Raw genomic sequence first — 25,432 nt, 5'->3', positions numbered from 1 at the left:
ACATCGAATGGATTATAAAGAAGTCATTGCTTTTTTATACAGCCAATTACCCGTTTTTCACCGGGAAGGTAAAAAAGCATTTAAACCTGGTCTGGGTAATATCCAACAATTATGTGACCGATTGGGGAATCCTCAAAATTCCTTCAAAGCATTACATATCGCAGGTACCAATGGAAAGGGAAGTTCTTCCCATTTTATGGCATCCATTTTACAAGAACACGGTTTTCGTGTAGGACTTTATACCTCTCCGCATCTTAAATCTTTCACGGAAAGAATTAAACTCAATGGAGAAAATGTAGCCGAAGAATGGGTGGTTCAATTTGTTGAGAAAAATTTACAGCTCATTCAAGATATCAAACCCTCCTTTTTTGAATGGACGGTTTTAATGGCCTTTTCTTATTTCAAAGAACAAGGAGTAGATTGGGCAGTTATTGAAACTGGTTTAGGTGGTCGATTGGATTCAACAAACATCATACATCCACAAGCTTGTTTGATTACCAACATCAGCTGGGATCATCAGGATATTTTGGGTGATACACTTGAACAAATTGCAGGTGAAAAAGCGGGTATTATCAAACAAGGAGTCCCAATTTGTATTTCAGAACGACAAAGTTTTTCGGAAGGTATTTTTCTCAAAAAGGCTGAGGAAATGCATGCACCTATTGTTTTTGCTGAGGATAAAATACAATGGACTTCACATGCTAATGTACAAGAGCAACTTTACCTACAAGGAAAAAATAGCCTGAATAACTATTTCGAAATATCATCTCCTTATGCAGGAGAATATCAAATTAAGAATATAGCAGGGATTTTAGCTTGGTGTGAACAAATCCAAGAACTGGATATCATCCCTTTACAATGGGATAAGATTTTAAAAGGAATTGAAAATTCGAAAACGAATACCCAATTACGAGGAAGATGGGAGATACTTCAAAAAAATCCTTGGATTGTAGCGGATACAGGACATAATGAAAGTGGTATAACTCAATTATTAGCCCAGGTTAAGCAACAAAACCATGGTCAGTTATGGATTATCTTAGGCATGGTAGCTGATAAAGATATTCATCTGGTATTAAAATTATTCCCAAAAGATGCCAAATATATCTTTTGCCAGGCTCAAAACCCAAGAGCACTTTCGGGAGAAACCTTGCAAAAAATGGCTCAGGAGCATGAATTGGAGGGTATTTGTGAATTAGATGTGAATAAGGCAATTAAAAAAGCTAAACAAAAAGCTAAGGAAAACGATTTTATTTTAATTACAGGCAGTACCTATTTGGTTGCTGAAATAAATGTGTAAGTTTTGAGTAGAAGAAAAGAATACAAATACGATTTAGCCATACGTTCCCCTTGGGTCATTCAATCAGGTAAGGATTTTTTCGAATCAAGTCGAGGTCAATGGAGAGAAAGCTATTTTCAGAATAAGCATCCAATCGTATTGGAACTAGGTTGCGGTCGGGGTGAATACAGCTTAGGTCTAGCTAAATTATTTCCGGATAAAAATTTTATTGGAATTGACATTAAAGGAGATCGACTAGCGGCAGGTGCTAGACAAGCCGAAGCAGAAGAATTAAAGAATGTCGTTTTTTTACGAATTCACATTCAGCATTTACCTGAGTTTTTTGCAGAAAATGAAGTAGATGAAATTTGGATCACGTTTCCTGATCCACGTCCGAAAGATCGTGATGAGAAGAAAAGGCTGACATTCCCATATTTTCTAAGTAAATACCAAACTGTATTGAAAAGCCAAGGTATTGTTCATTTAAAAACGGATTCTGATTCCTTATTTGAATATTCTTTGGAGCAACTCGTTAAAGAGCCTTGGCAATTGCTAATCCAGACTTGGGATTTATATCAATCGGAATGGAATCAAGATCATTATGGAATCAAAACCCGATTTGAGGAGATGTTTTTCCAAAAAGGATTTTCCATCAAATATTTACGAGCGATTAATAACAAATAAAAAAGGGAGGCTAGCCTCCCTTTTTTATTTATTATAAAGAAATATTATCCTACGCGAGCAATTAAATCTGCTGCACGAGAAGAATAACCATATTCATTATCATACCAACCAACTACTTTCACCAATGTTCCCATAGTTGAAGTCAATTTAGAATCAAAAATACATGAGTGAGAGTTTCCGATAATATCGATAGAAACGATTTCGTCTGTATTGTATTCCAAGATTCCTTTCATTGGACCTTCTGCTGCTTTTTTAACGGCTGCATTGATTTCATCAGCAGTAACTTCTTTCTTCAAGATAGCAGTAAATTCTGTTACGGAACCATCTGGAGTAGGAACACGCATAGAAGATCCATCCAATAAACCTTTCAAGTGAGGTAAAACTAAACCAACCGCTTTAGCAGCACCTGTAGAAGTAGGAATAATAGAATAAGCAGCTGCACGAGCACGACGTAAATCAGCGTGAGGAGCATCTTGCAAATTCTGATCAGCAGTATAAGCGTGGATAGTTGACATATATCCTTTTTCTAAACCAAACGCATCATCTAATACTTTAGCCATTGGAGCCAAGCAGTTCGTTGTACAAGATGCATTTGAAATGATTGTCATTTCATCTGTTAATGTATCTTCATTCACACCTAATACGACAGTAGGTACGTTTCCTTTAGCAGGAGCAGAGATAATTACTTTACGAGCACCAGCAGTTAAATGTTGGCCAGCACCAGCTTCATCAACGAAACGACCAGTAGATTCTAACACTACGTCTATTCCTAAAGCACCCCATGGTAATAATTTCGGATCACGCTCAGCTAATGCCTTGATAGATTTTCCATTGACAGTAATAGAATCAGCATCAGAAGTCACAGTTCCATTGAAACGACCGTGAACAGAATCATACTTCAACAAATGAGCCAGAGTGGCATTGTCTGTTAAATCATTGATCGCAACAACTTCGACATTTTCCTTTTCTAATAATCTACGAAAAGTAAGTCGACCAATACGACCAAATCCATTAATAGCTACTTTAATTTTTTTCATTGATACAAATAATTTGATTTCAGATTAAAATCAAAAATAGCCATTTTTCCTCAATTCTCAAAAATTGAACGATAAATATATGTTTAATCGCATAGGAGGCACTTTATACAAAAGTAAACAAGCTTAAAACTATTTATCCAAATTGCTAATTATATGAATTTGGTGAAAAAAATTGCTGGATACGTTTTTTATTCAAGCTTTTTTTGCATATTTACATAAGCCAATTGCCCAGCGTTCAAAGAAGGGTAGGGGCGTGACAGAATGTCACTTGTTCTTTTAGCTAAATTCGAGCATAATTTTCACCAAATATAATTTCGAGCAAATTATCAACTACTTGATAATCAATAACTTAACTTATTAAAGTTGAAGTTAAATTTTACTGAGTTTTTTCGGATATTTGTTAGCGCTTTCCATTATTCCTGTAGATAATTACTTTGTCATATTGATTATACAGGCAATTTCTCCGTTCTTTGTAGTAACAAAATTTGCATACATATTATATGAATTCATTAGAAAATATCATTCAATCTGCTTGGGACGATACTTCGTTGCGTCAAAACCCGGAAGTGATTCAAGCCATTGAAGAAGTTGTAGAAAAAGTCGACAAAGGAATCCTTCGTACAGCAGAACCTCTTGCAGATGGAAGCTGGCAAGTAAATGAATGGGTGAAAAAAGCTATTGTCATGTATTTCCCTATTCGTCAAATGTCAGTAAGTGAAGTGGGTATATTCGAATACCACGATAAAATGCGGTTAAAATCAAATTACAAAGAATTAGGAGTTCGTGTAGTTCCTCCTGCTGTAGCGCGTTATGGTGCCTATTTAGCGAAAGGAACTATCCTAATGCCATCCTATGTCAACATAGGTGCCTATGTAGACGAAGGAACCATGGTAGATACCTGGGCTACAGTAGGAAGCTGTGCTCAAATTGGTAAACACGTACATCTAAGTGGTGGTGTAGGAATTGGAGGAGTATTAGAACCGCCGCAAGCAGCGCCTGTCATCATTGAAGATGGAGCGTTTATTGGTTCCCGCTGTATTGTCGTGGAAGGAGCTCATATTGGTAAAAAAGCAGTATTAGGTGCCGGTGTTACTATAACTGGTAGTTCTAAGATCATTGATGTAAGCGGTCCAGAGCCTATAGAATACATTGGCTATGTACCTGAAAATTCAGTAGTTATCCCAGGCAGCATTCAAAAGACATTTGCCGCAGGTACTTATGGCGTTCCTTGTGCTTTAATCATTGGTAAAAGGAAAGAAAGTACAGATTTAAAAACATCTTTGAATCAAGCCTTGCGTGAAAACAATGTAGTCGTTTAACGTTAGAAAATTGAATACCTTTACACCCGGCTAAACACCGGGTTTTTTTATGGAAAATGAATTAAAAATTGGGGAATACAATCGACTAAGAATTGTCAAAGAGGTTCCCTTTGGATTGTATTTAGATGGTTATGAAGATGAAATCCTTCTACCTCTTCAGTATGTACCAGAAAGCTATGAAATCGATGGCTTTATTGATGTATTTATATACCGAGATTCAGAAGATCGGATTATTGCGACAACGCTAAATCCTCTGGCTACGATTAATCAGTTTGCCTTTTTAGAAGTTAAGCAAGTCACTCCTATAGGTGTTTTCCTTGAATGGGGTCTAATGAAAGATCTATTAGTTCCTTTTGGTCAACAATGGGAAAAGATGTCGGTCGGGAAGTCATATTTAGTCTATGTCTATTTGGATCCTCAAACTGATCGAATTGTTGCATCCGCCAGAATAGATAAATTCTTATCCTTATTGGATGATGTAGAGGAATTTACAATTGGACAAAAAGTTCAAGCTTTACCTTTTGAATACACCCATTTAGGAATCAAGTGTCTAGTAAACAATTGTAAATTAGGCCAATTATTCAAAAATGAAATATTTACAAATGTTAAACTTGGCGAAGCGATAGATGTTTACATTGATAACATCCGTGAAGATGGTAAGTTAGACTTGCGAATAGAACCCATTGGCATACAACGTATGGATTCACAAAGGGAAAAGATCATGGAAGCTATTGAGCAAAATGGTGGTACTTTAAACCTACATGACAAAAGCCCTGCTGAAGAAATATATGAACAATTAGGTATGTCAAAAAAGGATTTCAAAAAAGCTGTAGGTGGACTATACAAAAGTAAATTGATTATACTTGGTGACAATTGTATAATCAAATCGTAAACATTTGTAACGCAAATTTATTTTGCTTTTATCTTTTATAAATTTAACTTTGTAACCCCGAATGAATATTTACAAAGATGAATTTAAGTCAAAAGATAGAATTGTTAATTCAGAGAAAACAAATCAGTTCTTCTCAGTTTGCTGACAAGATAGGAATACCTCGTAGTAGCGTATCTCATATCTTGTCGGGCAGAAATAAGCCTAGCTTAGATGTTGTTCAAAAAATACTTAAAGCCTTTCCAGAGTTAACTGCGGAGGAATTATTATTTGATGATCGACTACTCTCCTTCAATTCTTCATCTACTGCTAAAATTGAAGTCAGTAGTAGTAGCCCATCACTTTTTGATGCTCCAGAGGCAAGCCCTTCAGAATCGGATAAAAATTCTTTAGCTGAGCCGACCATCGTACAGTCAAATCTCAGGCGGAATAGAGAAAGTACTAAAATCAATCAGTCAAATGCGAATTTGATGAATAACAATAGTATGGTTCCAAGTCTTCCCACCTCAGGTACCCATGTGACCAAAAAGATTGAACGAGTAATCATCTTTTATACAGATGGTTCATTCAGTGAAAGTAAACCAAGCGAATGATGCCACTAACAAGAAAATAATTTCCTGTTGTTCTAACATTCCTGTTGTTCTATATATTGAGCTAATTAACAATTAGTAACATATCTGTTGACTTATCCACGACTTATCCACATTCGTGCACAATTGTATTTTAGGCCCCTTGCATTTCCCATAAATCCTCCATGATTCTATGAAATCAGGATGATTTTTACCTTTCTAACTTTACTTGTCCACATGTTTTTGTGGATAAGTAGTGGAAATGTGTACAAAAGGAAACAAATCTTCATTTTGTCAGCACTATTTCAACAATGGAAATGAACATTTTCAAAATCAATTTGTGGAAAAAGCATCTATTCCGGGGATTTACTTTAACCAATTAATTGACTAATTTTAATCTATTAGATATACCATATGAAAAAAATAGATTCCTTAAATCAAGTTGCCTTATTTCATGAAACATTTGGCGCTCCAATTTTAGCTCAGCCCTGTATTCCCTCAGAGGACCGCTGTAAATTACGCGTGAGTTTATTGGCAGAAGAATTGGAGGAATTACAACAAGCCATTAAAGACCAAGATTTAGTAGAAATTGCTGATGCCTTGTGTGACTTACAATATGTACTTTCTGGGGCCGTTTTGGAATTTGGTTTAGGCGAAAAATTTGTTGATTTATTCAATGAAGTACAGCGATCCAATATGTCAAAAGCTTGTAAAAGCCTTGAAGAAGCTGAAAAAACAGTCGAATATTATTTCCTAAAAGATGGTACGGAAGCTGAAATCAAAGAAGAGCATGGATTGTGGAAAGTATACCGAAAATCCGACAATAAAGTATTAAAATCTATTGCCTATTCGCCGGCTAATTTAAAAGATATCCTTGGATGATACGAATCTTACTCATAGAAGATGAACCTAAAACGGTACAATCGCTGAAAAGAGGATTGGAAGAGAATAACTATGAGGTAGAAGTGGCCTACGATGGTCTCATGGGCAAACAATTAGCTATCCGAAATACTTACCAGCTTATTGTTTCAGACATCATCATTCCTGGAATCAATGGTATTGAGCTATGTAAAGAACTGAGAAGTTTGGGTATTCAAACACCCATACTAATGTTGACGGCATTGAGCACCACTGATGATAAACTAATTGGTTTTGAGGCTGGAGCCGATGATTACCTGGCTAAACCTTTTGATTTCAAGGAATTTATGGCACGAGTGAAAGCGCTTATTAAGCGATCAAATCAAACTCTCGTGGATTCTCAAGTGTTAAAGTTTGCTGACCTTGAATTGGATTTGACCAGTAAATTGGTGACTCGTTCAGGTCAAAAGATCAATCTAACAGCGAAAGAATTTCAATTATTGGAATACTTTCTAAAAAATCAAGAAAAGGTAATTTCTAAAGCTGAAATAGCTGAAAATATTTGGGAAGTTGAAGATGAAAATTCATCGAATCTCATTGAGGTTTATGTTAATTATCTTCGTAAGAAAGTGGATAAAAATTTTCCGAGTAAATTGATTCATACGCAATTTGGTATGGGGTATATCCTCCGACAAGAATAAGATAAGATGCAGATACGTTCCCGATTGACATATCAATTTACCTATTTGGTATCAGCGATATTATTCGTATCCTATCTGATTATCTATATTTTCTCCCAACAGAATTACAAAGAAAATTTCTATTCCCGTTTAAGGCAAAAGGCTAACACTGCGGCAGAACTCTTGGTGAATGTTAACCAAGTGGATTCTAAGTTGTTACGCATCATTGACCGTGCGAACCGGGATATTCTCTTTCGAGAAAATATCATGGCATATGATACTTGTAATGAGCGTATTTACCGCTCAAATGATACCATTTCTTTTCACATCGATGTCAATCGAGTGAAAGAGGTTCGACGAAAAAAAGAAGTCCGCTTTGCCCATGACGACATTGAAATCCTGGGTACAGTTTTTGCCACTCCAGAAGGTAGAATCGTAGTTTTTGCAGGGGCAGTAGACCAATATTCGGCTGAAAATGCCAAAGACCTCAAAAACATATTAATTGCCTTATTCTTACTGTTTGTGTTCATTGTAGTGATCTCAGGTTGGTTTTTTGCAGGAAGGGCAGTCAATCCCATTTCTGAAGTTATCAAACAGGTAGATCATCTTTCTCCCAAAAGATTGGAAGAGAGGCTGGAATCCTCTGATTCTGAGGACGAAATAGGGAAGATGGTATCCACTATCAACCGACTATTAGAACGCATTGAGAATGCCTTTAAACTACAAAAAACCTTTATTGCCAATGTTTCCCATGAATTAAAGAATCCTTTGACCAAGATTTCCTCTCAATTGGAGGTAAGTCTATTAAAAGAAAGAGCTGCAGAGGATTATAAAGAAACAATTGCCTCTGTACTAGAGGATACACAAGAATTGGCTGCCATCACTGAATCCTTATTGGAATTAAATAAAATTAGCGTATCGGATTACCAGGCTGGTTTTCAATTAATCCGCATTGATGAAATCATCTGGGAAGCAAGAAGTTTAACTCAAAAACTAAATATCCATTATAAAGTAAGCATCGATACATCATTCATGCCTGATGATGAAGAGGAATTGATGATTCGTGGTGACGAGAAACTGATTCTTACGGCGATTAAAAACTTAATGGAAAATGCCTGCAAATTCAGTCCTAAGCACTGTGCTTTTGTTGGATTACGCGTTTACCATAACACCATCAACATACGTGTAAAAAACGAAGGAAAAGGTATTCCTAAATCGGATCTTCCATATATTTTCCAACCATTTTTCCGTGGAGAAAATACCGCTTCTTCCAAAGGCTATGGTATTGGGCTTTCATTAGTAGAACGCATCATTCACTTACATAATGGAAGTATTCAAGTTCAATCCAATCCGAATGAATGGACAGAGTTTACAATGTCATTACCGCAAACAAAACCCTGAGAAAGAAATTATAGATTATAATTTATAAGTTATGAATCAATCAATAGCCGGATTGATTTTAAAGTTTCGTACAGCCATATCAATTTGTTATATAATTTATATTATGTTAAATAGATTATTAAATTAAGTCAATATGTATTCAACACAGATAATTAATCCCTCCTAATTGTTGATATGCCTTGGATTAAAATCCAAGGCTCATTTATAAGATTAATCTTACTAGGTCTTAAAACAAACGGGCCCAGGATTTAAATCCTGGGCCCGTCATGTTATAATATCGCTAAATCAGACTATTTATCCAATTCTGCCAATTTGCTTTCCATCTTAAGCTCGCGGTAAACTTGCTTTAAAATTTCCTTCAAATCTTCATCTTTCTTAGTTGAATACGCTTTCTCAAAGAATGGCAAAGCCTCATTGTATTTTGCAGAAATTTGAGCTTCTACCGCTTTCCCTTCCTTCTTGTAAGTCTCCATATCCATGGCATTTACCTTCTTCTTGATTTCAGCTGCTTCATTGTAGCGGAAAGCACCCATTTGGTATAATGCATCATAGTAATTCGCATCAATTGCTAAAGCTTTTGTATAAAAACCTGGCACTTCTGATTTTAATGCATCAGCTTTAGAAGTCAAATCAGCTAATTTAGCTGCGTTTTGCGCAACATCCCCTACTTCTGACTCAGCCTTAGCCAACTCCCCTTTCAACTCATCTAATTTACCATTTTGCTCCTTTACAGTTCCATCTAATTGAGCAATTTGCGCTGTAATAGCCGCTTTTTGCTTAGGTTGAGCTGTTTTTAATTTAGCTTTATTACGAGTAATCTCTTCAACGAAAGCTGTAACTTGCTCCTTTTGTGCAGCAATCTTACGTTTAGCTTCATCTACTTTAACAGTTTTATCAGAAATTTTACGAGCTTCTTCATTTAAACCATTGATTTTATTTTCATACAATAAACCAATGTTTAATAATGACATGGCATCTTTTGGATCAGCCGCTATTGTTTTCTTCAATTGCTCAATCGCTTGATCGATACGATTGAAAGAAATCAACATATTGAATTTCTCATTTTTCAAATCCTTGCTTGATGGATAAAGCGCAATTCCTTGATCGATTAAAGCTAATGCTTTATCTTCTTGCTTTTTGTTTTTATAGATTTGAGATAAACCATAAATGATGGCTACATCCTTCCCTCCTATTCCCATATAACGTTCATAAGCCGTTTGTGCCACATCATCATTTTGAGATAATTGTGCAACAACACCTGTGTACATCGCCGAGGTAGTATCTTTTGGAGTCAATTCTGATGCTTTAGACATGTATTTCAAGGAACTCTTGAAATCTTTCCCTTGGTATTTAATGACACCCATGTTCATCAAAGCACTGTAAATCTTCTTGTCTTCAATCAATTTCTCTGCTTCTTTTGCAACAGATCCTTTTTTACCATCTTTGGTATCTAACTTAACCGCTTCATTGATGTACTCAATGGCCTTAAATGCAGCGTCTGCATCCGTCAATGCAAATGTAGAATCTGGAAATGAAGCTACGTCAACATAAGCTAAAGCTCTATTTAACCATGATTTGGCCTTCGTAGGCGCTTTTTTTACCTCTTCATCTGATTTCTTAACAGACTCCAAGATCGATTTTTTCTGAGCCTCTACCAAAGCCTTATCCGCTTGAGCGAAGGTCGAGCCCATGGCCATAGCCACAGTAAACAGGGTTAAAACTAGTTTTTTCATGTGATTGATTAAATTAAAAAAAAGCCCGAATTTGACCTCGGGACGATAAAATTATTATTCTTCAGTTAAAGTTTCATCTTCAGCACCTAAATCTTCTCCTTCATTACCTGCTTCTGGCGTACCTGGAATCAATTGATCTTCCACAACTGTTGCAATTCCATCTACTACTTCAGCTTCTTCAATTTCCGGCTCCTTATCGATTTTGGTTACAGAAGAAATCTCATCCGACTCGTTCTTTAAACGAATCAACTTAACTCCCTGCGTATTTCTACCCATAACGCGTAGCTCAGCCACACTGGTACGGATTAAAATACCTGCCTTGGTAATGATCATTAAGTCATTATTGTCATTTACTTCTTTGATTGCAACCAAATTACCTGTCTTCTCCGTGATATTCAGCGCCTTAACACCTTTTCCACCACGGTTGGTCAATCGGTAATCCTCTACCTCAGAACGCTTACCAAATCCTTTTTCTGATACCACTAACAATTGTTGTACTTCTGGATCAGATACGCAGACCATACCAACAACTTTCTCTGTAGCAATATCTTCATCGATCCAAATACCCTTCACACCAGCTGCAGAACGACCCATTGGACGAACACGAGTTTCTTCAAATCGAACTGAACGACCCGTGTTTGTGGCTATCACAATTTGATTATTTCCATTGGTCAAAGCTACATCCAATAAACGGTCTCCTTCACGTATCGTGATGGCAATAATACCATTTTGACGAGGACGAGAATAGGCTTCTAGACTAGTTTTCTTGATCGTTCCATCTTCTGTACACATTACAATGAAATTATTATCAATGTAATCAGGGTCAGTAATCGATTTCACGTTGATTACAGCACGAATACTATCTCCATTCTCGATATTCATCAAGTTTTGAATCGGACGGCCTTTGGACACTTTAGATCCTTCAGGAACGGCATACACACGTAACCAGAAACATTTACCTCGCTCGGTAAAGAACAACAACCAATTGTGCATGGTTGCCGTAAATAAATGTTCTGTATAATCATCGTCCTTAGTAGCTACCGCACGGGAACCAACTCCTCCCCTTGTTTGAGCACGATATTCGGTGATTGGTGTACGTTTAATATAACCTTGTGCAGAAACAGTAATCAACATTTCCTCATCTGCAATCATATCTTCTACCGAAAACTCATCATCGGTCATATTGATTTGCGTTCTACGCTCATCGCCATAACGAGTTTTCATTTCGGTCAATTCATCCTTGATAATTTGTAATTGACGCTCTGGTTTCGCTAAAATATCTTCCAAATCTTCAATCAACTTCATGATCTCAGCATACTCATTCATGATTTTTTCACGCTCCATACCAGTAAGACGCTGTAAACGCATCTCCAATATGGCTTTTGATTGCAAATCAGATAAGTTGAACTTCGACATCAAGCCTTCTTGCGCTGAGTTCGGATCTTTGGACTCACGAATCAATTTAATCACCGCATCTAAATTATCTAATGCAATGATGAAACCTTCTAAGATATGTGCTCTTTTACGAGCCTCACGTAAATCGTATTTGGTACGACGTACAATAATTTCATTTCTGTGCTCAACAAAATGATGAATCAAATCCTTCAGATTGAGCATCATTGGGCGACCTTTAACCAAGGCCACATTGTTTACACTAAATGATGATTGTAAAGCTGTATGCTTGTATAAATTGTTTAAAACGACATTGGCTACAGCATCACGCTTTAAATCAAATACGATGCGCATACCCTGACGGTCTGACTCATCACGAATTTCAGATATACCTTCAATCTTTTTATCATTCACTAAATCAGCACATTGCTTGATCAAGGAAGCTTTATTGACCATGTAAGGAATCTCTGAAACGATGATTTGCTCCTTACCTGTTTTCGAAGTATCAAAAGTGGCATTTCCACGCACCACAATACGTCCACGACCCGTTTCAAAAGCATTTTTGATTCCTTGAACACCATAGATGGTTCCACCTGTTGGGAAATCTGGGGCTTTGATGTATTGCATCAACTCCATGATTGTTATATCACGGTTATCAATATAAGCAGCTATTCCATCTACAACCTCAGATAAATTATGAGGTGCCATATTGGTAGCCATACCTACCGCGATACCCGATGTACCATTCAACAATAAATTAGGGATCTTAGCCGGCAATACCGTTGGCTCCTCTAATGAATCATCAAAGTTGGGCTGAAAATCAACCGTTTCTTTATTTAAATCCGACAACATTTCGTCGGCAATACGCTTTAATCTAGCTTCCGTATAACGCATCGCTGCTGGAGAGTCTCCATCCACCGATCCAAAGTTACCTTGACCATCCACTAATGGATAACGCAACGACCAATCCTGGGCCATACGTACCATGGTATCATATACTGATGAGTCACCGTGTGGGTGATACTTACCTAATACCTCCCCGACAATACGAGCCGATTTCTTATACGATTTATTGTAACTAACTCCCAACTCCTCCATTCCAAATAACACCCTCCGGTGAACCGGCTTCAATCCATCACGTACATCGGGCAATGCACGAGACACAATTACTGACATTGAATAATCAATGTACGCCCCTTTCATTTCATCTTCGATGTTGATAGGGATAATATTAGTTGATACTGACATAAATTATGGTTTGATGCGTTGAACAACCTCAAGGAATCAACACAAAAAAATGATTGAATTACAGAGATTTCCAATAGCTACAAATATCATTAATTATGCCAATTTTTCCAAGATAAATCACAATAAATTGTCAATTTTTCCTAGGTAAAAAATATGGCTTTTTTAGCCTAATTTTCATCCCTTTACACACCCAAATTTTTTGAAAATTTTCCCATTTGTTAGAAAAAATATCTTCCAAATCCCAATATAAAATTCAAATCATTTTCATAAACTATTGATAATGAGAATGATTATCCAAAAACCTCTTTTTGACCATTTATTTCCCTCTTAATAAATCCCTCAGCTCTACTTTCTTCCGAACTCAAGCAAATAGTGATATATCATTTTTTCTTGTGTAGTTTTGTGATTATTTATACTCAGTCTAAATAATATGTTTTAAATTTAGAGGATAAAAATTGACATTGGGGATCTAAGTATTAAAATTTCCATCTCATTGACCAACAAGCGAATACAAAAACATAGGCTTTTGATTACCTTTATGAACTGTCTATACTTATGAACCTAAGAAAATCATCTTATAACGCCCATTTCCCATTTATTGGGTATGTCTGTTTACTATTATTTTTAGGTTTCTCTCCCATTGCGTTTGCTCAAAAAATCACTCGCTATCCTTACATTCAATTAGCCCAATCCAATTCTGTTTTAATTCGTTACCGAACAGATCAAGCCATTATTTCAGAAATCAGCTTAAGCACCGATGGTAAAAGTTATAATCCTAGTATAAAAAGTTCTAGTGCTCAATCTGATCATAGTCTTTCCCTCAATAACCTCCAACCAAGTACCAAATACTTTTACCGTGTTCATTTAAGCGAAAAAGAAATTTTGAGTGATTCCTCTTACTTTTTTAAAACAGCGCCAAGTATAGGATCCAAAGAAAAAATATCCATTTTTTCTGTTGGTGACATGGCTGCCGGAGATACCCAAAAAAAGGTATATAATGCTTATTTAAACTACCAAAAGAATAATTATACCAATATTTTTCTGAGTTTAGGAGACAATATATACTGCGGTGGAAGTGACGCTTGTTGGCAAGATGAGTTTTTTACTCCCTATCACGCTGGTCGTTTATTGCGTCAAACGGCTTTGTTTCCTTCTACTGGAAATCATGACTACGATAACCAACCTTTTCCATATCAACAAGATGAGCCTAAAATGGCTTATTTTCAAAATTTCACCTTACCTAGCCAAGGTGAATTAGGTGGTGTACCCTCCTCTTCTGAAGCCTATTATTCTTATGATTACGGGAATGTCCACTTTGTATGTTTAGATTCTTATGCCTGGGGGAAAGATAATTTCAGGATTTTCGACCAAGTCAATAATATCCAGTTAAACTGGTTAAAAGAAGACCTTAAAGCTACCAAACAAGATTGGAAAGTGGTTTATTTCCATTTTCCAGTCTATACCAAAGGCACCTATGATTCAGACGTCAATGCTGAAATTATCAAATTACGTGATTATTTGACTCGGGTATTTGACGAATACGGGGTTGATTTGGTAATGTCGGGCCATAGCCATGTTTATGAAAGATCGAAACCACTAAAAGGCCAATATGGCCTGTCTACCGAGTTCTCTCCGGAAAAAAACTGGCCTATCAATTCTTCTGGTAGATACGATGGAACAGATAAATCCTGTGCCTATGTTTTCAATTCTTCTGAACCTAGTAAAAAAGGAACAACCTATGTTGTCAATGGCTGTGGAGGTCAAACTGCCACCCATCGCTTTGATTGGCCGCATCCTGTGATGGAATTCTCTCTAGATAAACGAGGAGGTTCCATGGCCATTGACATTGAAAATAACCGACTAGATGCCAAGTTCATCGATGAAGATGGTGCCGTTTTAGATCAGTTTACCATATTTAAGGAAGTCAATAAAACCATCAAGCAAACCATCAATGCCTACGATGCTATTGAACTAAAAGCTTCTTGGCCTGCTCCTACTAACTCATACAATTGGTCTACTGGTGAAAAATCGCAAAAAATAAATCTAAGACCCTTAAAATCAAGCACCTACACAGTTACAGACACGCAGAAATGTCTACAAGATCAGTACGAAATAACCGTTAACCCTCCCCTTGGCACAACAAAATGGGAAGAATTGCGGAATCAACCTTATGACTCTTTAGAGATTTTCGACTTGTTGGGAAGAACTTGGAAATCCATTCAAAAAGAAGGAATAGTAGATCAACAAATTATGGAAGGTATTCCGACTGGCCAATATATTTTGGAATATCACTACAAAGGGAAAAGATTTACACTAAAATTATCCCATTAATTCAGTCTTGTTGAGGATTCTCTCACAACTAAATTCGTCTTCAATACCTCAATTTTAGGGATGGATTCACCCGTTTTATGTTCAATTTGAGCCAAAAGTAATTCGACTGAAATTCTACCTATTTCATCCAAAGGCTGGGATACTGAGGTAATCGTTGGAGAAATCACTTGACAAATAGGCTCATTATTAAAACTAACTATCTTAACATCTTTTGGAACACTGATTTTCAGTTCCTTTAATGCCGTTAACACGCCAATGGCTAGTCGGTCAGAAACCACTAAAATCCCATCTGGACGATTCTCGGATTGCATCAATAAATGCGTTTGAGACCTGGCTGTATCTTGATAATAATCGGAATGTAATATTAAACTTGGATCAACCGATAAACCTGCTTCTTCCAACGCATGAATATAGCCCAAACGGCGTTGATTACTCACAGAGACATTTTTAGGACCAGCTAAAAAAGCGATGCGTTTACACCCGTTTTCAATCAAATGTTTGACTGCTTCATAGGCAGATTGTTCATTATCCACCATTACTTTGGAAGCCTGAATATCCTCACAATTTCGATCAAAAAATACCAAAGGAATCCCTCTTCTTTGTAATCGGGTTAAATGCTCAAAATTGCTGGTTTCCCTAGAAAGAGATATAATGATACCATCCACTTGACCTCTTGAAAGGTTTTGAATATTGGTCAACTCACGTTCGTAAGATTCTTGGGTTTGTGTAATCAGTAAACTGTATCCAGCCTTAATTGCCGCTTCTTCAATATGTTTAATGACCGTAGAAAAGAAATAATAACCCAAATCGGGTACAATCAAACCAAGAGTCTTGGTTTTACTTTTCACTAAGCTAGTGGCTAATAAATTGGGTTGATAATCCCATTCTTTAGCTAAGTCCAAGACTAGTTTCTTGGTATCTGGGTGGATATCGGGTAAATCACGAAGCGCACGAGAAACAGTAGCCACAGAAACATTCAACTGCTTAGCAATATCTTTGATTGTTACTTGATGACGCATTCTATTTTACGTTTTGTTTCTAATGAATTGTAAACCAATCTCTTATTCAAAAATTTTATGCCAAATTATACAAGAATTACCCCTACTTTGTCCAAGCGGAGGGTTTTGTTTTCTTAAACTAATTTCCAATCCCTTAATATGTGGCCAACGATGCACGAGGGCCTTCCCTATTTTTTCAACAATAGTTTCTAATAAGTCAACAGGTTCTATCATGATTTCTTGACAAAGCTGATAAACCTGTCCATAATCTAAGGTTTGACCTAAATCATCCTGTATTTCATCGTCTAATTTGAGACTTATATTCACATCCAACTCATACCAATTACCTAGTATTCTCTCCTCAGGAAAATAGCCATGATAAGCATAAAAACGCAATCCTTGCCAGGCAATTTGGTAAAAATCCATATTAATTAATTTCTCCAATTTTCCCTTGTGGCGCAGAAGATTTCGCATAAGCTTCCAACACTTTATTCAAAGTAGGTAAACTATCATCTGGCGTTAACTGTGTAGGGTCTATCCCTTTCTTCTTGGTTGAAATAGACTTTTTTACTCCTTGAGTCTTCACAGGTTTTACCACAGGAATAGCGGCAGCTGCTTTAGGTTTCCTACCTCTTTTTGCAGGAACTTTATTGTCTGCCACAGGAGATTTTTTAGACTTTGGCCTACCAACTTTCCCTTTGGCTTTAGCTTTCAAAATCGGCTTTTTTGTCTTTTTAACCTGCTTGGGCGCAATTTTAGATGGAGTAACTGAAGATTTTTTTACAGTTGCAGGCACATTCTCCTGGGAATCAATCCGAGAAGATAAAGTTTCATTGGAAACCGACCATGTTTTAATTTGCTGTAAGGTCTTTTCTGAAATACCCATCAATTGCTCTGCTACTTCTTTCTGAGCTTCTTGAAGTCCACGCAATACACGTTCTTGTTCCTTGATGGTTTGATTAGATTCCAACAATATCTGTTTGGATTCACCTTCTGCCAGCAATTTAATTTTAGCCGCTTCCTTTTCTGCCTGTTCAATCAATTGGCTTGATTGTTTTTGCGCTTTTTGTAAAGCTAATTCAGCATCTTTCTCTGCTTTCAATTTCCAATTCAACTGTGCTTCTTCGGCCATTTGAACAGCCTTCAACATAGATGATTCTGCTTCGCGTAGTCGACTAAGCTCTTTCTCTAATGCATCTATCTTTGACTCCATTCGATCTCGAGATTGCTGAATGGATTGATGATACTCCTCTATTCGGAATAAATAATCATGTACATCTGAAACATCATATCCACGAAAGGATTTAGAAAAAGATGCTTCGGGTAGTTCGTATATATGCTCCATAATCTGCTAAAATAGAAAAAAAATTAATGAATCTTCCATACCGAGATATTTTTATCATCGGAGGCAGAAACCAACTGATCCTCAAATGGAGTCCAAATTAATTTATTAACTGAATTTTTATGTCCACCATATCGTGATGCATCAATTACCTTCAGCAAGGTTAAATTCTCCGCATCCCAAATCTTAATAGTCTTATCCATACTAGCACTGGCAAATAATGGCAGTTGAGGATGAAAAGCCAAATCATGTATCGCATACATGTGGGCAATCACTTCCGATGCTGCTTCAAACGGGACTACTATTTTAGTTATGTCCCACTTCTTAATTCGAGCATCTTTACCAACAGATATCAGTACTCCATCTTTTTCCCAATATTGTAGGCCAAAAACACTGCCATCATGGGCTTTCCACGCATTTTCCAATTCAAATTTTGAATTAAAAATCCGTATGTAACCATCGCTATAAGCCGCAGCAATTCGATTTTGGGGCAACAAACGTAGCGTTCGAACACTTTTATCACTTGACTTGATATGTTTAATAATTTGCTTCGAATCGGCATCTACAACAGTAATCAATCCATCTTGATGGGCTACCCAAACTTGATTTTGATTAAATAGGATATCAAAAATGGAATTTGCCCCTAAGCCAATAGAAAAAATACGTTCTTGATTGGACAATTGTATACCGTGAATCCCCTCAAAATTTTGACCAACCCACAATACCCCCATTTCATCATACTTCATGGCATAAACAGATCCACTGATTTGAGCAACCACTTTACCCAAATCTGGCTTTTGTAAATTCCATTGTACTACCCACCCATCAGAACCAGCTGAATAAAATTCATGTGCTTGCTCTCCAGATGCTAAAGAATAAATCGGTCCTCGATGCCCAGAAAAGGTATCTATCCGTTCTATTTGCATGATGTTTATATTTGAACACAAAAATGGTAATTTTACAAGCAAATACGCTTATATATGCCTCAAATTTTCCCACTTCGTGATTTAAACCTTCCTGGTACTTCTTGGATGATTTGGGAAATAAGAGAGAATGAAGCGTTTTTTGAAGACATTCCAAATTCTTGGAAAAGTACGCTTCCTCCCAATCATGCTTTGGACATCAAAAAGTTGGAATCCTTAGCAGCCCGTTTTTGTCTATGGCAATTAGTCCAAAGTCAGGTTGGCCAAGAATTAATTTTAGACAAGACGAGTAATAATCGACCCTATTTTCAGAATTCCGACTGGCAAATTAGTATCAGCCATTCCTTCCCCTACGTGGCAGCAGCCATCTGTTACCAACAAAACATTGGTCTAGATCTAGAAAAAAAAGCCAGAAATATACAGAAAGTAGCCCCTAGATTCCTTTCTGCTTCCGAAATGGAATGGTCTAAAATGGACGAAATAAAACTATTGGCAGCATGGACAAGTAAAGAAGCTATTTATAAAGCCCAACATCAAGCGGGTCTTGATTTCAGAAAGAGCATTCAATTAGACTGTCTATTTCCTATTCAAAAAGCTTGTGTTCAGTTTGACCAAGAATCAAATGATTTTGAACTATGGCATGAAGAATTTCCAGAATTTTGGATTAGCCTTGCTAAACGTATTTAATCCAAGGAATCGATAATTTGGCTTAATTCATTTTTATGCTCCTCATCGCCTGCTTTATCATAAGCCATAATCAAATTTCTCAGTACCCTTCGAATGATTTCTAGGTTTGAACAAGGATTATAGTAAATTTCATTGGGTGCTAAATTCAGCTGTGCCAAATAATTATCTATATCTACTCGATTGAATATCAAACCTTTATTAAACACATTGATATAAAACTGTACTCCCTTTTGCTTGTAGGTTAACACGAACAAATTGGGCAAATTGACTCCATACACGGGGAAACCTAATCGCTGTGCAATCCACATGTAAATGACACACAAGCTAATGGGATTACCCTTTCTGCTCTCCAATACCACATTAATGTAAGAATTATTAGCGGCATGAAAGTTTTTGGTATTGGCACCAAATTTCAATTGGTCAAAAATCACCCCATTTAAAACCTTGATTTGATCCATAGGATGCAAGTTTTCTCGGATTTGAGGCCAAACTTCATAATACAATTGGTCTAGCTCTGTCTTCAACTGAGAAAAGGAATAATCAGGAAAACGATACGTAGCTACAATCCACATGCCCTCCATGAGATCCATCCCCCCTGCTTCTTTCCAAATGGCTAAGCGATTCCGCATGGATTCCAATTGAAAATCATGTATTAAATTTTCTATTTTCTCCTGTAAAAACGGGTTTAAACTTAATTGCTCCCACTCAGACTCCAATACTGGAATGATGGATGGCCCTAAGGTTCGAATCTGTTGCTCCACCAATTGTACGACTTCAGAATCACTGTCGTCGAGCAATTGTATCATGGCTTTGATAGCTGGTTCCTTCATAAGGGTCTTAATTTATATCAAAAATAGGGACTAAGTGTCGAATTACAAACGAATTACATGGTAAGCCCTTACAATAATTGTTGAGCCCATAAATTTTTTTTCAAGAGAATATAAACCTAAATTTGCTAGCTCATTGAAGCATCAATTCAATTTATGAATATTTTAATAACTGGAGGAGCAGGTTTCATAGGCTCTCATACCTATGTAGTCTTAAAGGAAAACGGCTTCACTCCTATTATCGTAGATAATTTTGCCAATTCTTCTATTCAGGTCATCGACCGGTTAAAAACCATTACTCAGGAAGAAGTAATTTTTGTTGAAGGCGATGTCAATGATGCTTCGGTCTACGATCATTTATTTCAGCAGTATGCTATTGATGGAGTGATACATTTTGCTGCCGCTAAAGCAGTAGGAGAATCGGTCGATAATCCATTAAAATACTACCGAAATAATGTAGCGGCAACAGTCCTTTTATTAGAGAAAATGAATGAATATGGCGTTAAAAACCTTGTTTTTTCATCTTCTTGTACTGTTTACGGTCAACCAGAAAGCTTGCCTGTAACGGAATCTGCCCCTGTTCAGCCAGCGGTTTCTCCCTATGGTAACTCCAAGCAAATTTGTGAAGAAATCATTCGAGATACGGTACAATCAAAAAATGCCTTCTTAAAAGCTATATCATTGCGCTATTTTAATCCCATAGGGGCGCATGAGAGTGCATTAATCGGAGAATTACCACTTGGACCTCCAGCTAATTTAGTTCCTTTTTTAATGCAATCTGTAGCAGGCTTACGTGGTCCTTTACAAGTATTTGGAGATGATTATCCAACTCCAGATGGCACAGCCATTCGTGATTATATTCACGTTTGTGACTTAGCAGAGGCGCATGTTAAAGCATTAAGCTATTTATTGGATCAATCTCAGGCAACATATTATGATTATTTTAATATCGGAACAGGTACAGGAAGTTCCGTATTGGACGTCATTCATGCCTTTGAAAAAACTACTGGGAAAAAAGTACCTTACGAAATAAAACCTAGAAGATCAGGAGATATCACGGCAGTATATGCTGCTACAGATAAATCCAAAGAGGTCCTACATTGGTCTACAAAGAAAAGTTTAGAAGAAGCCCTTGCCGATTCTTGGAGATGGCAAGAAAAGCTCCTTAAATCATAATTGTATGAAAAAAATTGTCATTACCGGTGGTGCCGGTTTCATTGGTTCTCATGTGGTACGTTTGTTTGTTCAAAAATACCCTGAATACCAAATTTATAATTTAGACGCCTTGACTTATGCCGGTAATTTGGCCAACAATGAGGATATCGCTCATTTGCCAAATTATCATTTTATCAAAGCAGATATTACCGATGCTGACCATATAGACGCTTTATTCGCTGAACACCAATTTGATGGCGTTTTGCATTTAGCCGCAGAATCTCATGTGGATCGTTCCATTTCAGATCCCTTGGCCTTTGTTAAAACCAATGTCATTGGTACTGTAAATTTATTGCAAGCTGCCAAAAAACATTGGGCGAATCACATGGAAGGAAAGCGTTTTTACCATATCTCTACCGATGAGGTTTATGGTGAATTACACAATCCAGAAGAATTCTTTTTAGAAACTACTCCCTACGACCCTCGTTCTCCTTATTCTGCATCCAAAGCATCCTCTGACCATTTTGTAAGAGCGTTTCATGAGACCTATGGCTTACCAACGGTCATCACGAATTGTTCAAACAATTATGGCCCCAACCATTTCCCAGAGAAATTAATCCCTTTAATGATACATAATATCCTCAATAACAAACCTTTACCTGTATATGGCAAAGGAGAAAATGTAAGGGATTGGCTGTATGTAGTGGATCATGCAAGAGCCATAGACACCGTTTTCCATCAAGGAAAGATTGGAGATACTTACAATATTGGAGGTTTCAATGAATGGAAGAACATTGACTTGGTACATTTATTATGCCAAATTATGGATCAAAAATTGGGCCGTTCAGAAGGAACATCCAAACAATTGATAACTTATGTGACAGACCGTGCTGGGCATGATTTACGTTATGCTATCGACGCACATAAAATCATGAATGAGTTAGGTTGGGAACCCTCATTGCAATTTGCTGAAGGATTAGAAAAAACAGTAGATTGGTATCTAAGTAATGAAAAATGGCTAACAGATGTTACTTCGGGAGCCTACCAACAGTATTATCAAAACATGTATCAAGGAAGATAAAATGAAAGGAATTATTCTAGCTGGCGGTTCAGGAACTCGTCTACATCCATTGACTTTGGCAGTAAGTAAGCAATTAATGCCTGTTTACGACAAACCAATGATTTATTATCCCCTATCCATTTTAATGCTATCTGGGATACGTGAAATTTTAATTATCTCCACGCCTCATGATTTACCTCATTTCGAGAAATTATTAGGTAACGGTTCTCAAATTGGCTGTCATTTTGAATATGCCGTTCAACCAGAACCGAATGGACTTGCTCAGGCTTTTGTCATAGGCGAAAAATTCATTGGAAAAGACAAAGTTGCCTTAGTTTTAGGTGATAATATTTTTTACGGTTCTGGCTTAAGTAAATTGTTACAGGCCAACAATGACCCGGATGGCGGTGTGGTGTATGCTTATTCTGTAAATGACCCTGAGCGCTATGGAGTTGTAGAATTTGATGCTGAAAATAATGTGTTATCCATCGAAGAAAAACCGAGCCAGCCAAAATCAAATTACGCAGTTCCAGGTTTATATTTTTATGATAATGAGGTAGTTGAAATAGCCAAAAACATTGCTCCATCACCTCGTGGTGAATATGAAATCACGGATGTGAATAAAGAATACTTAAAACGAGGGAAGCTGAAAGTGGGTATTTTAAACCGAGGCACCGCATGGTTAGATACAGGTACTTTTGCGTCTTTGATGCAAGCAGGCCAATTTGTTCAAGTGATTGAGGAGCGCCAAGGCATGAAAATTGGTTGTATTGAAGAAGTAGCTTACCGTATGGGCTTTATAGGTGCTAAACAATTGGAAGCTATTGCCAAACCATTAGTAAAAAGTGGCTATGGTCAGTATTTATTAAATCTACTTCGTTAAGAAACGATAATACCCGCCAATAAAGCGATAACAAACAAGGCTATGGGTGGAAGCTTAGTCATTTGCGCCACTAAAAATGTCACAGTCACAATACCGAATCCAATGAGGTTCGCTTGTAAGATCATCGGATGAATGAAGGCATAAACGGCCACGATGGTTAAACCAACCGAAACTGATTGGATTCCTGGTAAAGATGCTCTAATAAAGCGATACTGCTTTAATTGACCCCAAATTCGATACACAAAGAAGATTAAAAAGGTGCCAGGTAAAAAAATGCCTAATGCCCCTATAACGCTACCTGCCAACTCACCTAGGATTCCATAATCTTTCATTAACAATACGCCTAGATAGGATGTTAAGGCAAAAACTGGCCCTGGTAAAGTCTGAGATAAAGTCATACCCGTCAAGAAATCATCTTCTCGAATGAGGTGCTTAAATTCCACAAATTCAGTAAATAAGACAGGGACTAAAACTTGTCCTCCGCCAAAAACCAAACTTCCATTTCGGTAAAAATTTTCAAATATTCGAATGGGATAATAATCAGTAAAATGGCCTAAAACAGCTAAAAAAACAGCAAAACCCCAGAATAAATGAAAATTAGCCCATGGAATAATCATTTTATGTTTATTCTGACGCGGAAAATCCTTGAAGTTAAGCGATGAAATCAAACCTCCAAGCAGCAATAAAACCGGAAAGATAAAAGGACTTTGCATGTACAAACCGATGCCAACGGTAAACAAAAATATCAACACGTACATGGGAGCTCGGAGGAATTTCTTGGCCATAATCCAACCAGCTTGCAGGATTAAACCAATACCTACAGGAGTGACAAATTGAATGATTTCCCGATTTCGCAGATAGGTCATACCAAATGCAGCCAAGGTCATTACAAAAACGGCAGGAGTAATCCATGCAATAAGCGTGAGATAGGCCATGTTGGCTCCTCCCCGTTTATATCCAATGGCTGTTACCATTTGCGTTGAGGTTGGCCCAGGTAAAAAAGAACAAAGGGCTTGAATTTCAAACAATTCATCCTCAGTCAAATAGCCCTTTTCCTTCACTAATTTTTTCAGAAAAAGGGCTATATGAACTTGTACGCCACCAAATGAAGTCATAGCCAACACTAACACATCCCAAAGGAATTCGACATGTTTGGGCTTTCTCCACATGGGCTTATTTTTTCAAACCTAATTCAATTAAGCGCTCTGTTAGAAACTCACCAGCACTCATATCCGTATACATTTTAGGATTTTCCACTGAAACGCAGGATTCTAAGCAAGTTAAATCCATTTCGGATCTAGGATGCATAAAGAAAGGAATGGAATAACGTGAGGTTCCCATCTTCTCTCTTGGAGGATTCACCACTCGGTGAATCGTCGATTTTAAGTGATGGTTCGTCAATCGATCCAGCATATCACCAACATTCACGACAACCTGGTCAGGTAAAGCAGTAATAGGAATCCATTTTCCATCCATACGTAATACTTCCAAACCTTCAGCAGAAGCACCCATCAAGAGAGTTATTAAATTTATGTCGCCATGGGCTGCTGCACGAACAGCACCTTCTGGTAAAGCATCGGGATTAGGAATTGGGAAATAATGAATGGCTCTCAAGATGGAATTACCATTTTTCACTTTATCCTCAAAATATTCCTCTGGCAATGCTAAATACAAAGCAATCGCCCTTAAAAGCGATTTGCCTGCATTTTCTAAAGTTTGATATGCTCCAACGGTATAAGTCTCAAAATCAGGGTACTCTTTTGGGAAAACATTTTCTGGATATTCACTCCACACTGAATCTCCATCGTCTTGATGTTTCTGACCCACATGGTAAAACTCCTTCAAATCTGGTACTTTGAAGCCTTTGGCTGTCTCCTTACCTTTTCCAACATATCCGCGCTGTCCTGCTATTCCTGGTACCTCATAAGCTTGTTTTAGCTCATCTGAAGATTGAAAAAATTGCTCTACTTCTTGATACAATTTTTTTGTAAAATCATCCGACAAGCCATGGCCTTTTACAGCAACGAAGCCAATCGTATTAAAGGCATTACCTAAATCTTGAACAAATTTGGCTTTCCTTACCGGATCCCCTGAATTAAATTCATTCAAATCTAAAGAAGGTATTTCTTCCAATAACATA

Annotated in this window: 23 protein-coding genes; 13 read left to right on the top strand and 10 right to left on the bottom strand. The window is 37.1% G+C overall.

Annotated elements, in window-relative coordinates; all coding sequences use genetic code 11:
* Positions 1 to 7: 7 nt before the first annotated feature.
* Both G9H60_RS09265 and trmB read left to right on the top strand, forming a co-directional pair.
* Complete coding sequence (locus G9H60_RS09265; protein WP_223143775.1) at positions 8 to 1,297, top strand: bifunctional folylpolyglutamate synthase/dihydrofolate synthase; 1,290 nt, start codon at positions 8 to 10, stop codon at positions 1,295 to 1,297.
* Positions 1,298 to 1,300: 3 nt separating this feature from the next.
* Positions 1,301 to 1,960, top strand: coding sequence for a tRNA (guanosine(46)-N7)-methyltransferase TrmB (gene trmB, locus G9H60_RS09260; RefSeq protein WP_223143774.1), 660 nt, complete (start codon positions 1,301 to 1,303; stop codon positions 1,958 to 1,960).
* A 44-nt stretch (positions 1,961 to 2,004) separates the two neighbouring features.
* On the opposite strand, the gene gap is transcribed toward trmB, so the two are convergent.
* Positions 2,005 to 2,997: a type I glyceraldehyde-3-phosphate dehydrogenase gene (gene gap / locus G9H60_RS09255; RefSeq protein ID WP_223143773.1), complete on the bottom strand. Its 993-nt coding sequence runs from the start codon at positions 2,995 to 2,997 to the stop codon at positions 2,005 to 2,007.
* Between the two features lie 500 nt (positions 2,998 to 3,497).
* On the opposite strand from gap, the gene G9H60_RS09250 reads away from it, so the two are divergent.
* From G9H60_RS09250 to G9H60_RS09225, 6 genes are all read left to right on the top strand, one after another.
* Positions 3,498 to 4,316 carry a 2,3,4,5-tetrahydropyridine-2,6-dicarboxylate N-succinyltransferase gene (locus tag G9H60_RS09250; RefSeq protein WP_223143772.1) on the top strand — a complete coding sequence of 273 codons (819 nt, stop codon included), beginning with the start codon at positions 3,498 to 3,500 and terminating at the stop codon, positions 4,314 to 4,316.
* A 49-nt stretch (positions 4,317 to 4,365) separates the two neighbouring features.
* Positions 4,366 to 5,208: a CvfB family protein gene (locus G9H60_RS09245; RefSeq protein ID WP_223143771.1), complete on the top strand. Its 843-nt coding sequence runs from the start codon at positions 4,366 to 4,368 to the stop codon at positions 5,206 to 5,208.
* 77 nt (positions 5,209 to 5,285) lie between these two features.
* Complete coding sequence (locus G9H60_RS09240; RefSeq protein WP_223143770.1) at positions 5,286 to 5,798, top strand: helix-turn-helix transcriptional regulator; 513 nt, start codon at positions 5,286 to 5,288, stop codon at positions 5,796 to 5,798.
* A 390-nt stretch (positions 5,799 to 6,188) separates the two neighbouring features.
* A complete protein-coding gene (locus tag G9H60_RS09235) occupies positions 6,189 to 6,656 on the top strand; it encodes a pyrophosphohydrolase domain-containing protein (protein ID WP_223143769.1) in 468 nt (155 codons plus the stop codon).
* A complete protein-coding gene (locus G9H60_RS09230; protein WP_223143860.1) occupies positions 6,656 to 7,333 on the top strand; it encodes a response regulator transcription factor in 678 nt (225 codons plus the stop codon). The genes G9H60_RS09235 and G9H60_RS09230 overlap by 1 nt, the downstream gene beginning before the upstream one ends.
* Before the next feature lie 6 nt (positions 7,334 to 7,339).
* Positions 7,340 to 8,713, top strand: coding sequence for a HAMP domain-containing sensor histidine kinase (locus G9H60_RS09225; RefSeq protein WP_223143768.1), 1,374 nt, complete (start codon positions 7,340 to 7,342; stop codon positions 8,711 to 8,713).
* A gap of 290 nt (positions 8,714 to 9,003) precedes the next feature.
* Here the strand turns inward: G9H60_RS09225 and G9H60_RS09220 are convergent, their stop codons facing one another.
* Both G9H60_RS09220 and gyrA read right to left on the bottom strand, forming a co-directional pair.
* The gene (locus tag G9H60_RS09220; RefSeq protein WP_223143767.1) at positions 9,004 to 10,446 is read right to left on the bottom strand and encodes a tetratricopeptide repeat protein; all 1,443 of its coding nucleotides are present in this window, start codon (positions 10,444 to 10,446) and stop codon (positions 9,004 to 9,006) included.
* A 54-nt stretch (positions 10,447 to 10,500) separates the two neighbouring features.
* Positions 10,501 to 13,086: a DNA gyrase subunit A gene (gene gyrA / locus G9H60_RS09215; RefSeq protein ID WP_223143766.1), complete on the bottom strand. Its 2,586-nt coding sequence runs from the start codon at positions 13,084 to 13,086 to the stop codon at positions 10,501 to 10,503.
* Positions 13,087 to 13,641: 555 nt separating this feature from the next.
* Between gyrA and G9H60_RS09210 the strand changes: the two genes are divergently transcribed.
* Positions 13,642 to 15,417 (top strand): metallophosphoesterase, encoded by a 1,776-nt coding sequence (locus G9H60_RS09210; RefSeq protein WP_223143765.1) that lies wholly within the window; start codon positions 13,642 to 13,644, stop codon positions 15,415 to 15,417.
* Here G9H60_RS09210 and G9H60_RS09205 read toward each other — a convergent pair.
* Genes G9H60_RS09205 through G9H60_RS09190 form a run of 4 tightly spaced genes read right to left on the bottom strand, consistent with a single transcriptional unit; the run spans position 15,414 to position 18,683 of the window.
* On the bottom strand, positions 15,414 to 16,436 hold the full coding sequence (locus G9H60_RS09205) for a LacI family DNA-binding transcriptional regulator (RefSeq protein ID WP_223143764.1): 1,023 nt from the start codon (positions 16,434 to 16,436) through the stop codon (positions 15,414 to 15,416). The two genes, G9H60_RS09210 and G9H60_RS09205, sit on opposite strands and share 4 nt — an antisense overlap.
* 42 nt (positions 16,437 to 16,478) lie before the next feature.
* On the bottom strand, positions 16,479 to 16,841 hold the full coding sequence (gene folB, locus G9H60_RS09200; protein WP_223143763.1) for a dihydroneopterin aldolase: 363 nt from the start codon (positions 16,839 to 16,841) through the stop codon (positions 16,479 to 16,481).
* 1 nt (position 16,842) lies between these two features.
* On the bottom strand, positions 16,843 to 17,760 hold the full coding sequence (locus G9H60_RS09195; protein ID WP_223143762.1) for a DivIVA domain-containing protein: 918 nt from the start codon (positions 17,758 to 17,760) through the stop codon (positions 16,843 to 16,845).
* A gap of 23 nt (positions 17,761 to 17,783) precedes the next feature.
* The gene (locus G9H60_RS09190) at positions 17,784 to 18,683 is read right to left on the bottom strand and encodes a WD40 repeat domain-containing protein (RefSeq protein ID WP_223143859.1); all 900 of its coding nucleotides are present in this window, start codon (positions 18,681 to 18,683) and stop codon (positions 17,784 to 17,786) included.
* Positions 18,684 to 18,737: 54 nt separating this feature from the next.
* Between G9H60_RS09190 and G9H60_RS09185 the strand changes: the two genes are divergently transcribed.
* Positions 18,738 to 19,367 carry a 4'-phosphopantetheinyl transferase family protein gene (locus tag G9H60_RS09185; protein WP_223143761.1) on the top strand — a complete coding sequence of 210 codons (630 nt, stop codon included), beginning with the start codon at positions 18,738 to 18,740 and terminating at the stop codon, positions 19,365 to 19,367.
* Here the strand turns inward: G9H60_RS09185 and G9H60_RS09180 are convergent.
* Positions 19,364 to 20,197 carry a transglutaminase-like domain-containing protein gene (locus tag G9H60_RS09180; RefSeq protein ID WP_223143760.1) on the bottom strand — a complete coding sequence of 278 codons (834 nt, stop codon included), beginning with the start codon at positions 20,195 to 20,197 and terminating at the stop codon, positions 19,364 to 19,366. The genes G9H60_RS09185 and G9H60_RS09180 overlap by 4 nt on opposite strands.
* A 153-nt stretch (positions 20,198 to 20,350) precedes the next feature.
* On the opposite strand from G9H60_RS09180, the gene galE reads away from it, so the two are divergent.
* Genes galE through rfbA form a run of 3 tightly spaced genes read left to right on the top strand, consistent with a single transcriptional unit; the run spans position 20,351 to position 23,292 of the window.
* A complete protein-coding gene (gene galE, locus G9H60_RS09175) occupies positions 20,351 to 21,370 on the top strand; it encodes a UDP-glucose 4-epimerase GalE (RefSeq protein ID WP_223143759.1) in 1,020 nt (339 codons plus the stop codon).
* A 4-nt stretch (positions 21,371 to 21,374) separates the two neighbouring features.
* Positions 21,375 to 22,430: a dTDP-glucose 4,6-dehydratase gene (gene rfbB / locus G9H60_RS09170; protein ID WP_223143758.1), complete on the top strand. Its 1,056-nt coding sequence runs from the start codon at positions 21,375 to 21,377 to the stop codon at positions 22,428 to 22,430.
* A gap of 1 nt (position 22,431) precedes the next feature.
* A complete protein-coding gene (gene rfbA / locus G9H60_RS09165; RefSeq protein ID WP_223143858.1) occupies positions 22,432 to 23,292 on the top strand; it encodes a glucose-1-phosphate thymidylyltransferase RfbA in 861 nt (286 codons plus the stop codon).
* Here rfbA and G9H60_RS09160 read toward each other — a convergent pair.
* A complete protein-coding gene (locus tag G9H60_RS09160; RefSeq protein WP_223143757.1) occupies positions 23,289 to 24,461 on the bottom strand; it encodes a chromate transporter in 1,173 nt (390 codons plus the stop codon). The genes rfbA and G9H60_RS09160 overlap by 4 nt on opposite strands.
* A gap of 4 nt (positions 24,462 to 24,465) precedes the next feature.
* Complete coding sequence (locus G9H60_RS09155; protein ID WP_223143756.1) at positions 24,466 to 25,431, bottom strand: isopenicillin N synthase family dioxygenase; 966 nt, start codon at positions 25,429 to 25,431, stop codon at positions 24,466 to 24,468.
* Position 25,432: the final 1 nt, after the last annotated feature.

Origin of the sequence: Aquirufa aurantiipilula (assembly GCF_019923745.1) — a bacterium.
Taxonomy (GTDB): domain Bacteria; phylum Bacteroidota; class Bacteroidia; order Cytophagales; family Spirosomataceae; genus Aquirufa; species Aquirufa aurantiipilula.
Note: the sequence above shows the minus strand (reverse complement) of the source record. Positions and strands in the feature narration are given on the sequence as shown.

Coding starts and splice junctions, on each gene's coding strand:
- G9H60_RS09265 (WP_223143775.1), top strand. CDS start 8: ATGGATTATAAAGAAGTCATTGCTTTTTTATACAGCCAATTACCCGTT.
- G9H60_RS09220 (WP_223143767.1), bottom strand. CDS start 10,446: ATGAAAAAACTAGTTTTAACCCTGTTTACTGTGGCTATGGCCATGGGC.
- gap (WP_223143773.1), bottom strand. CDS start 2,997: ATGAAAAAAATTAAAGTAGCTATTAATGGATTTGGTCGTATTGGTCGA.
- G9H60_RS09195 (WP_223143762.1), bottom strand. CDS start 17,760: ATGGAGCATATATACGAACTACCCGAAGCATCTTTTTCTAAATCCTTT.
- G9H60_RS09210 (WP_223143765.1), top strand. CDS start 13,642: ATGAACCTAAGAAAATCATCTTATAACGCCCATTTCCCATTTATTGGG.
- G9H60_RS09190 (WP_223143859.1), bottom strand. CDS start 18,683: ATGCAAATAGAACGGATAGATACCTTTTCTGGGCATCGAGGACCGATT.
- G9H60_RS09185 (WP_223143761.1), top strand. CDS start 18,738: ATGCCTCAAATTTTCCCACTTCGTGATTTAAACCTTCCTGGTACTTCT.
- G9H60_RS09205 (WP_223143764.1), bottom strand. CDS start 16,436: ATGCGTCATCAAGTAACAATCAAAGATATTGCTAAGCAGTTGAATGTT.
- gyrA (WP_223143766.1), bottom strand. CDS start 13,086: ATGTCAGTATCAACTAATATTATCCCTATCAACATCGAAGATGAAATG.
- rfbA (WP_223143858.1), top strand. CDS start 22,432: ATGAAAGGAATTATTCTAGCTGGCGGTTCAGGAACTCGTCTACATCCA.
- galE (WP_223143759.1), top strand. CDS start 20,351: ATGAATATTTTAATAACTGGAGGAGCAGGTTTCATAGGCTCTCATACC.
- G9H60_RS09180 (WP_223143760.1), bottom strand. CDS start 20,197: ATGAAGGAACCAGCTATCAAAGCCATGATACAATTGCTCGACGACAGT.
- G9H60_RS09225 (WP_223143768.1), top strand. CDS start 7,340: ATGCAGATACGTTCCCGATTGACATATCAATTTACCTATTTGGTATCA.
- G9H60_RS09155 (WP_223143756.1), bottom strand. CDS start 25,431: ATGTTATTGGAAGAAATACCTTCTTTAGATTTGAATGAATTTAATTCA.
- G9H60_RS09250 (WP_223143772.1), top strand. CDS start 3,498: ATGAATTCATTAGAAAATATCATTCAATCTGCTTGGGACGATACTTCG.
- folB (WP_223143763.1), bottom strand. CDS start 16,841: ATGGATTTTTACCAAATTGCCTGGCAAGGATTGCGTTTTTATGCTTAT.
- G9H60_RS09240 (WP_223143770.1), top strand. CDS start 5,286: ATGAATTTAAGTCAAAAGATAGAATTGTTAATTCAGAGAAAACAAATC.
- G9H60_RS09160 (WP_223143757.1), bottom strand. CDS start 24,461: ATGTGGAGAAAGCCCAAACATGTCGAATTCCTTTGGGATGTGTTAGTG.
- rfbB (WP_223143758.1), top strand. CDS start 21,375: ATGAAAAAAATTGTCATTACCGGTGGTGCCGGTTTCATTGGTTCTCAT.
- G9H60_RS09235 (WP_223143769.1), top strand. CDS start 6,189: ATGAAAAAAATAGATTCCTTAAATCAAGTTGCCTTATTTCATGAAACA.
- G9H60_RS09245 (WP_223143771.1), top strand. CDS start 4,366: ATGGAAAATGAATTAAAAATTGGGGAATACAATCGACTAAGAATTGTC.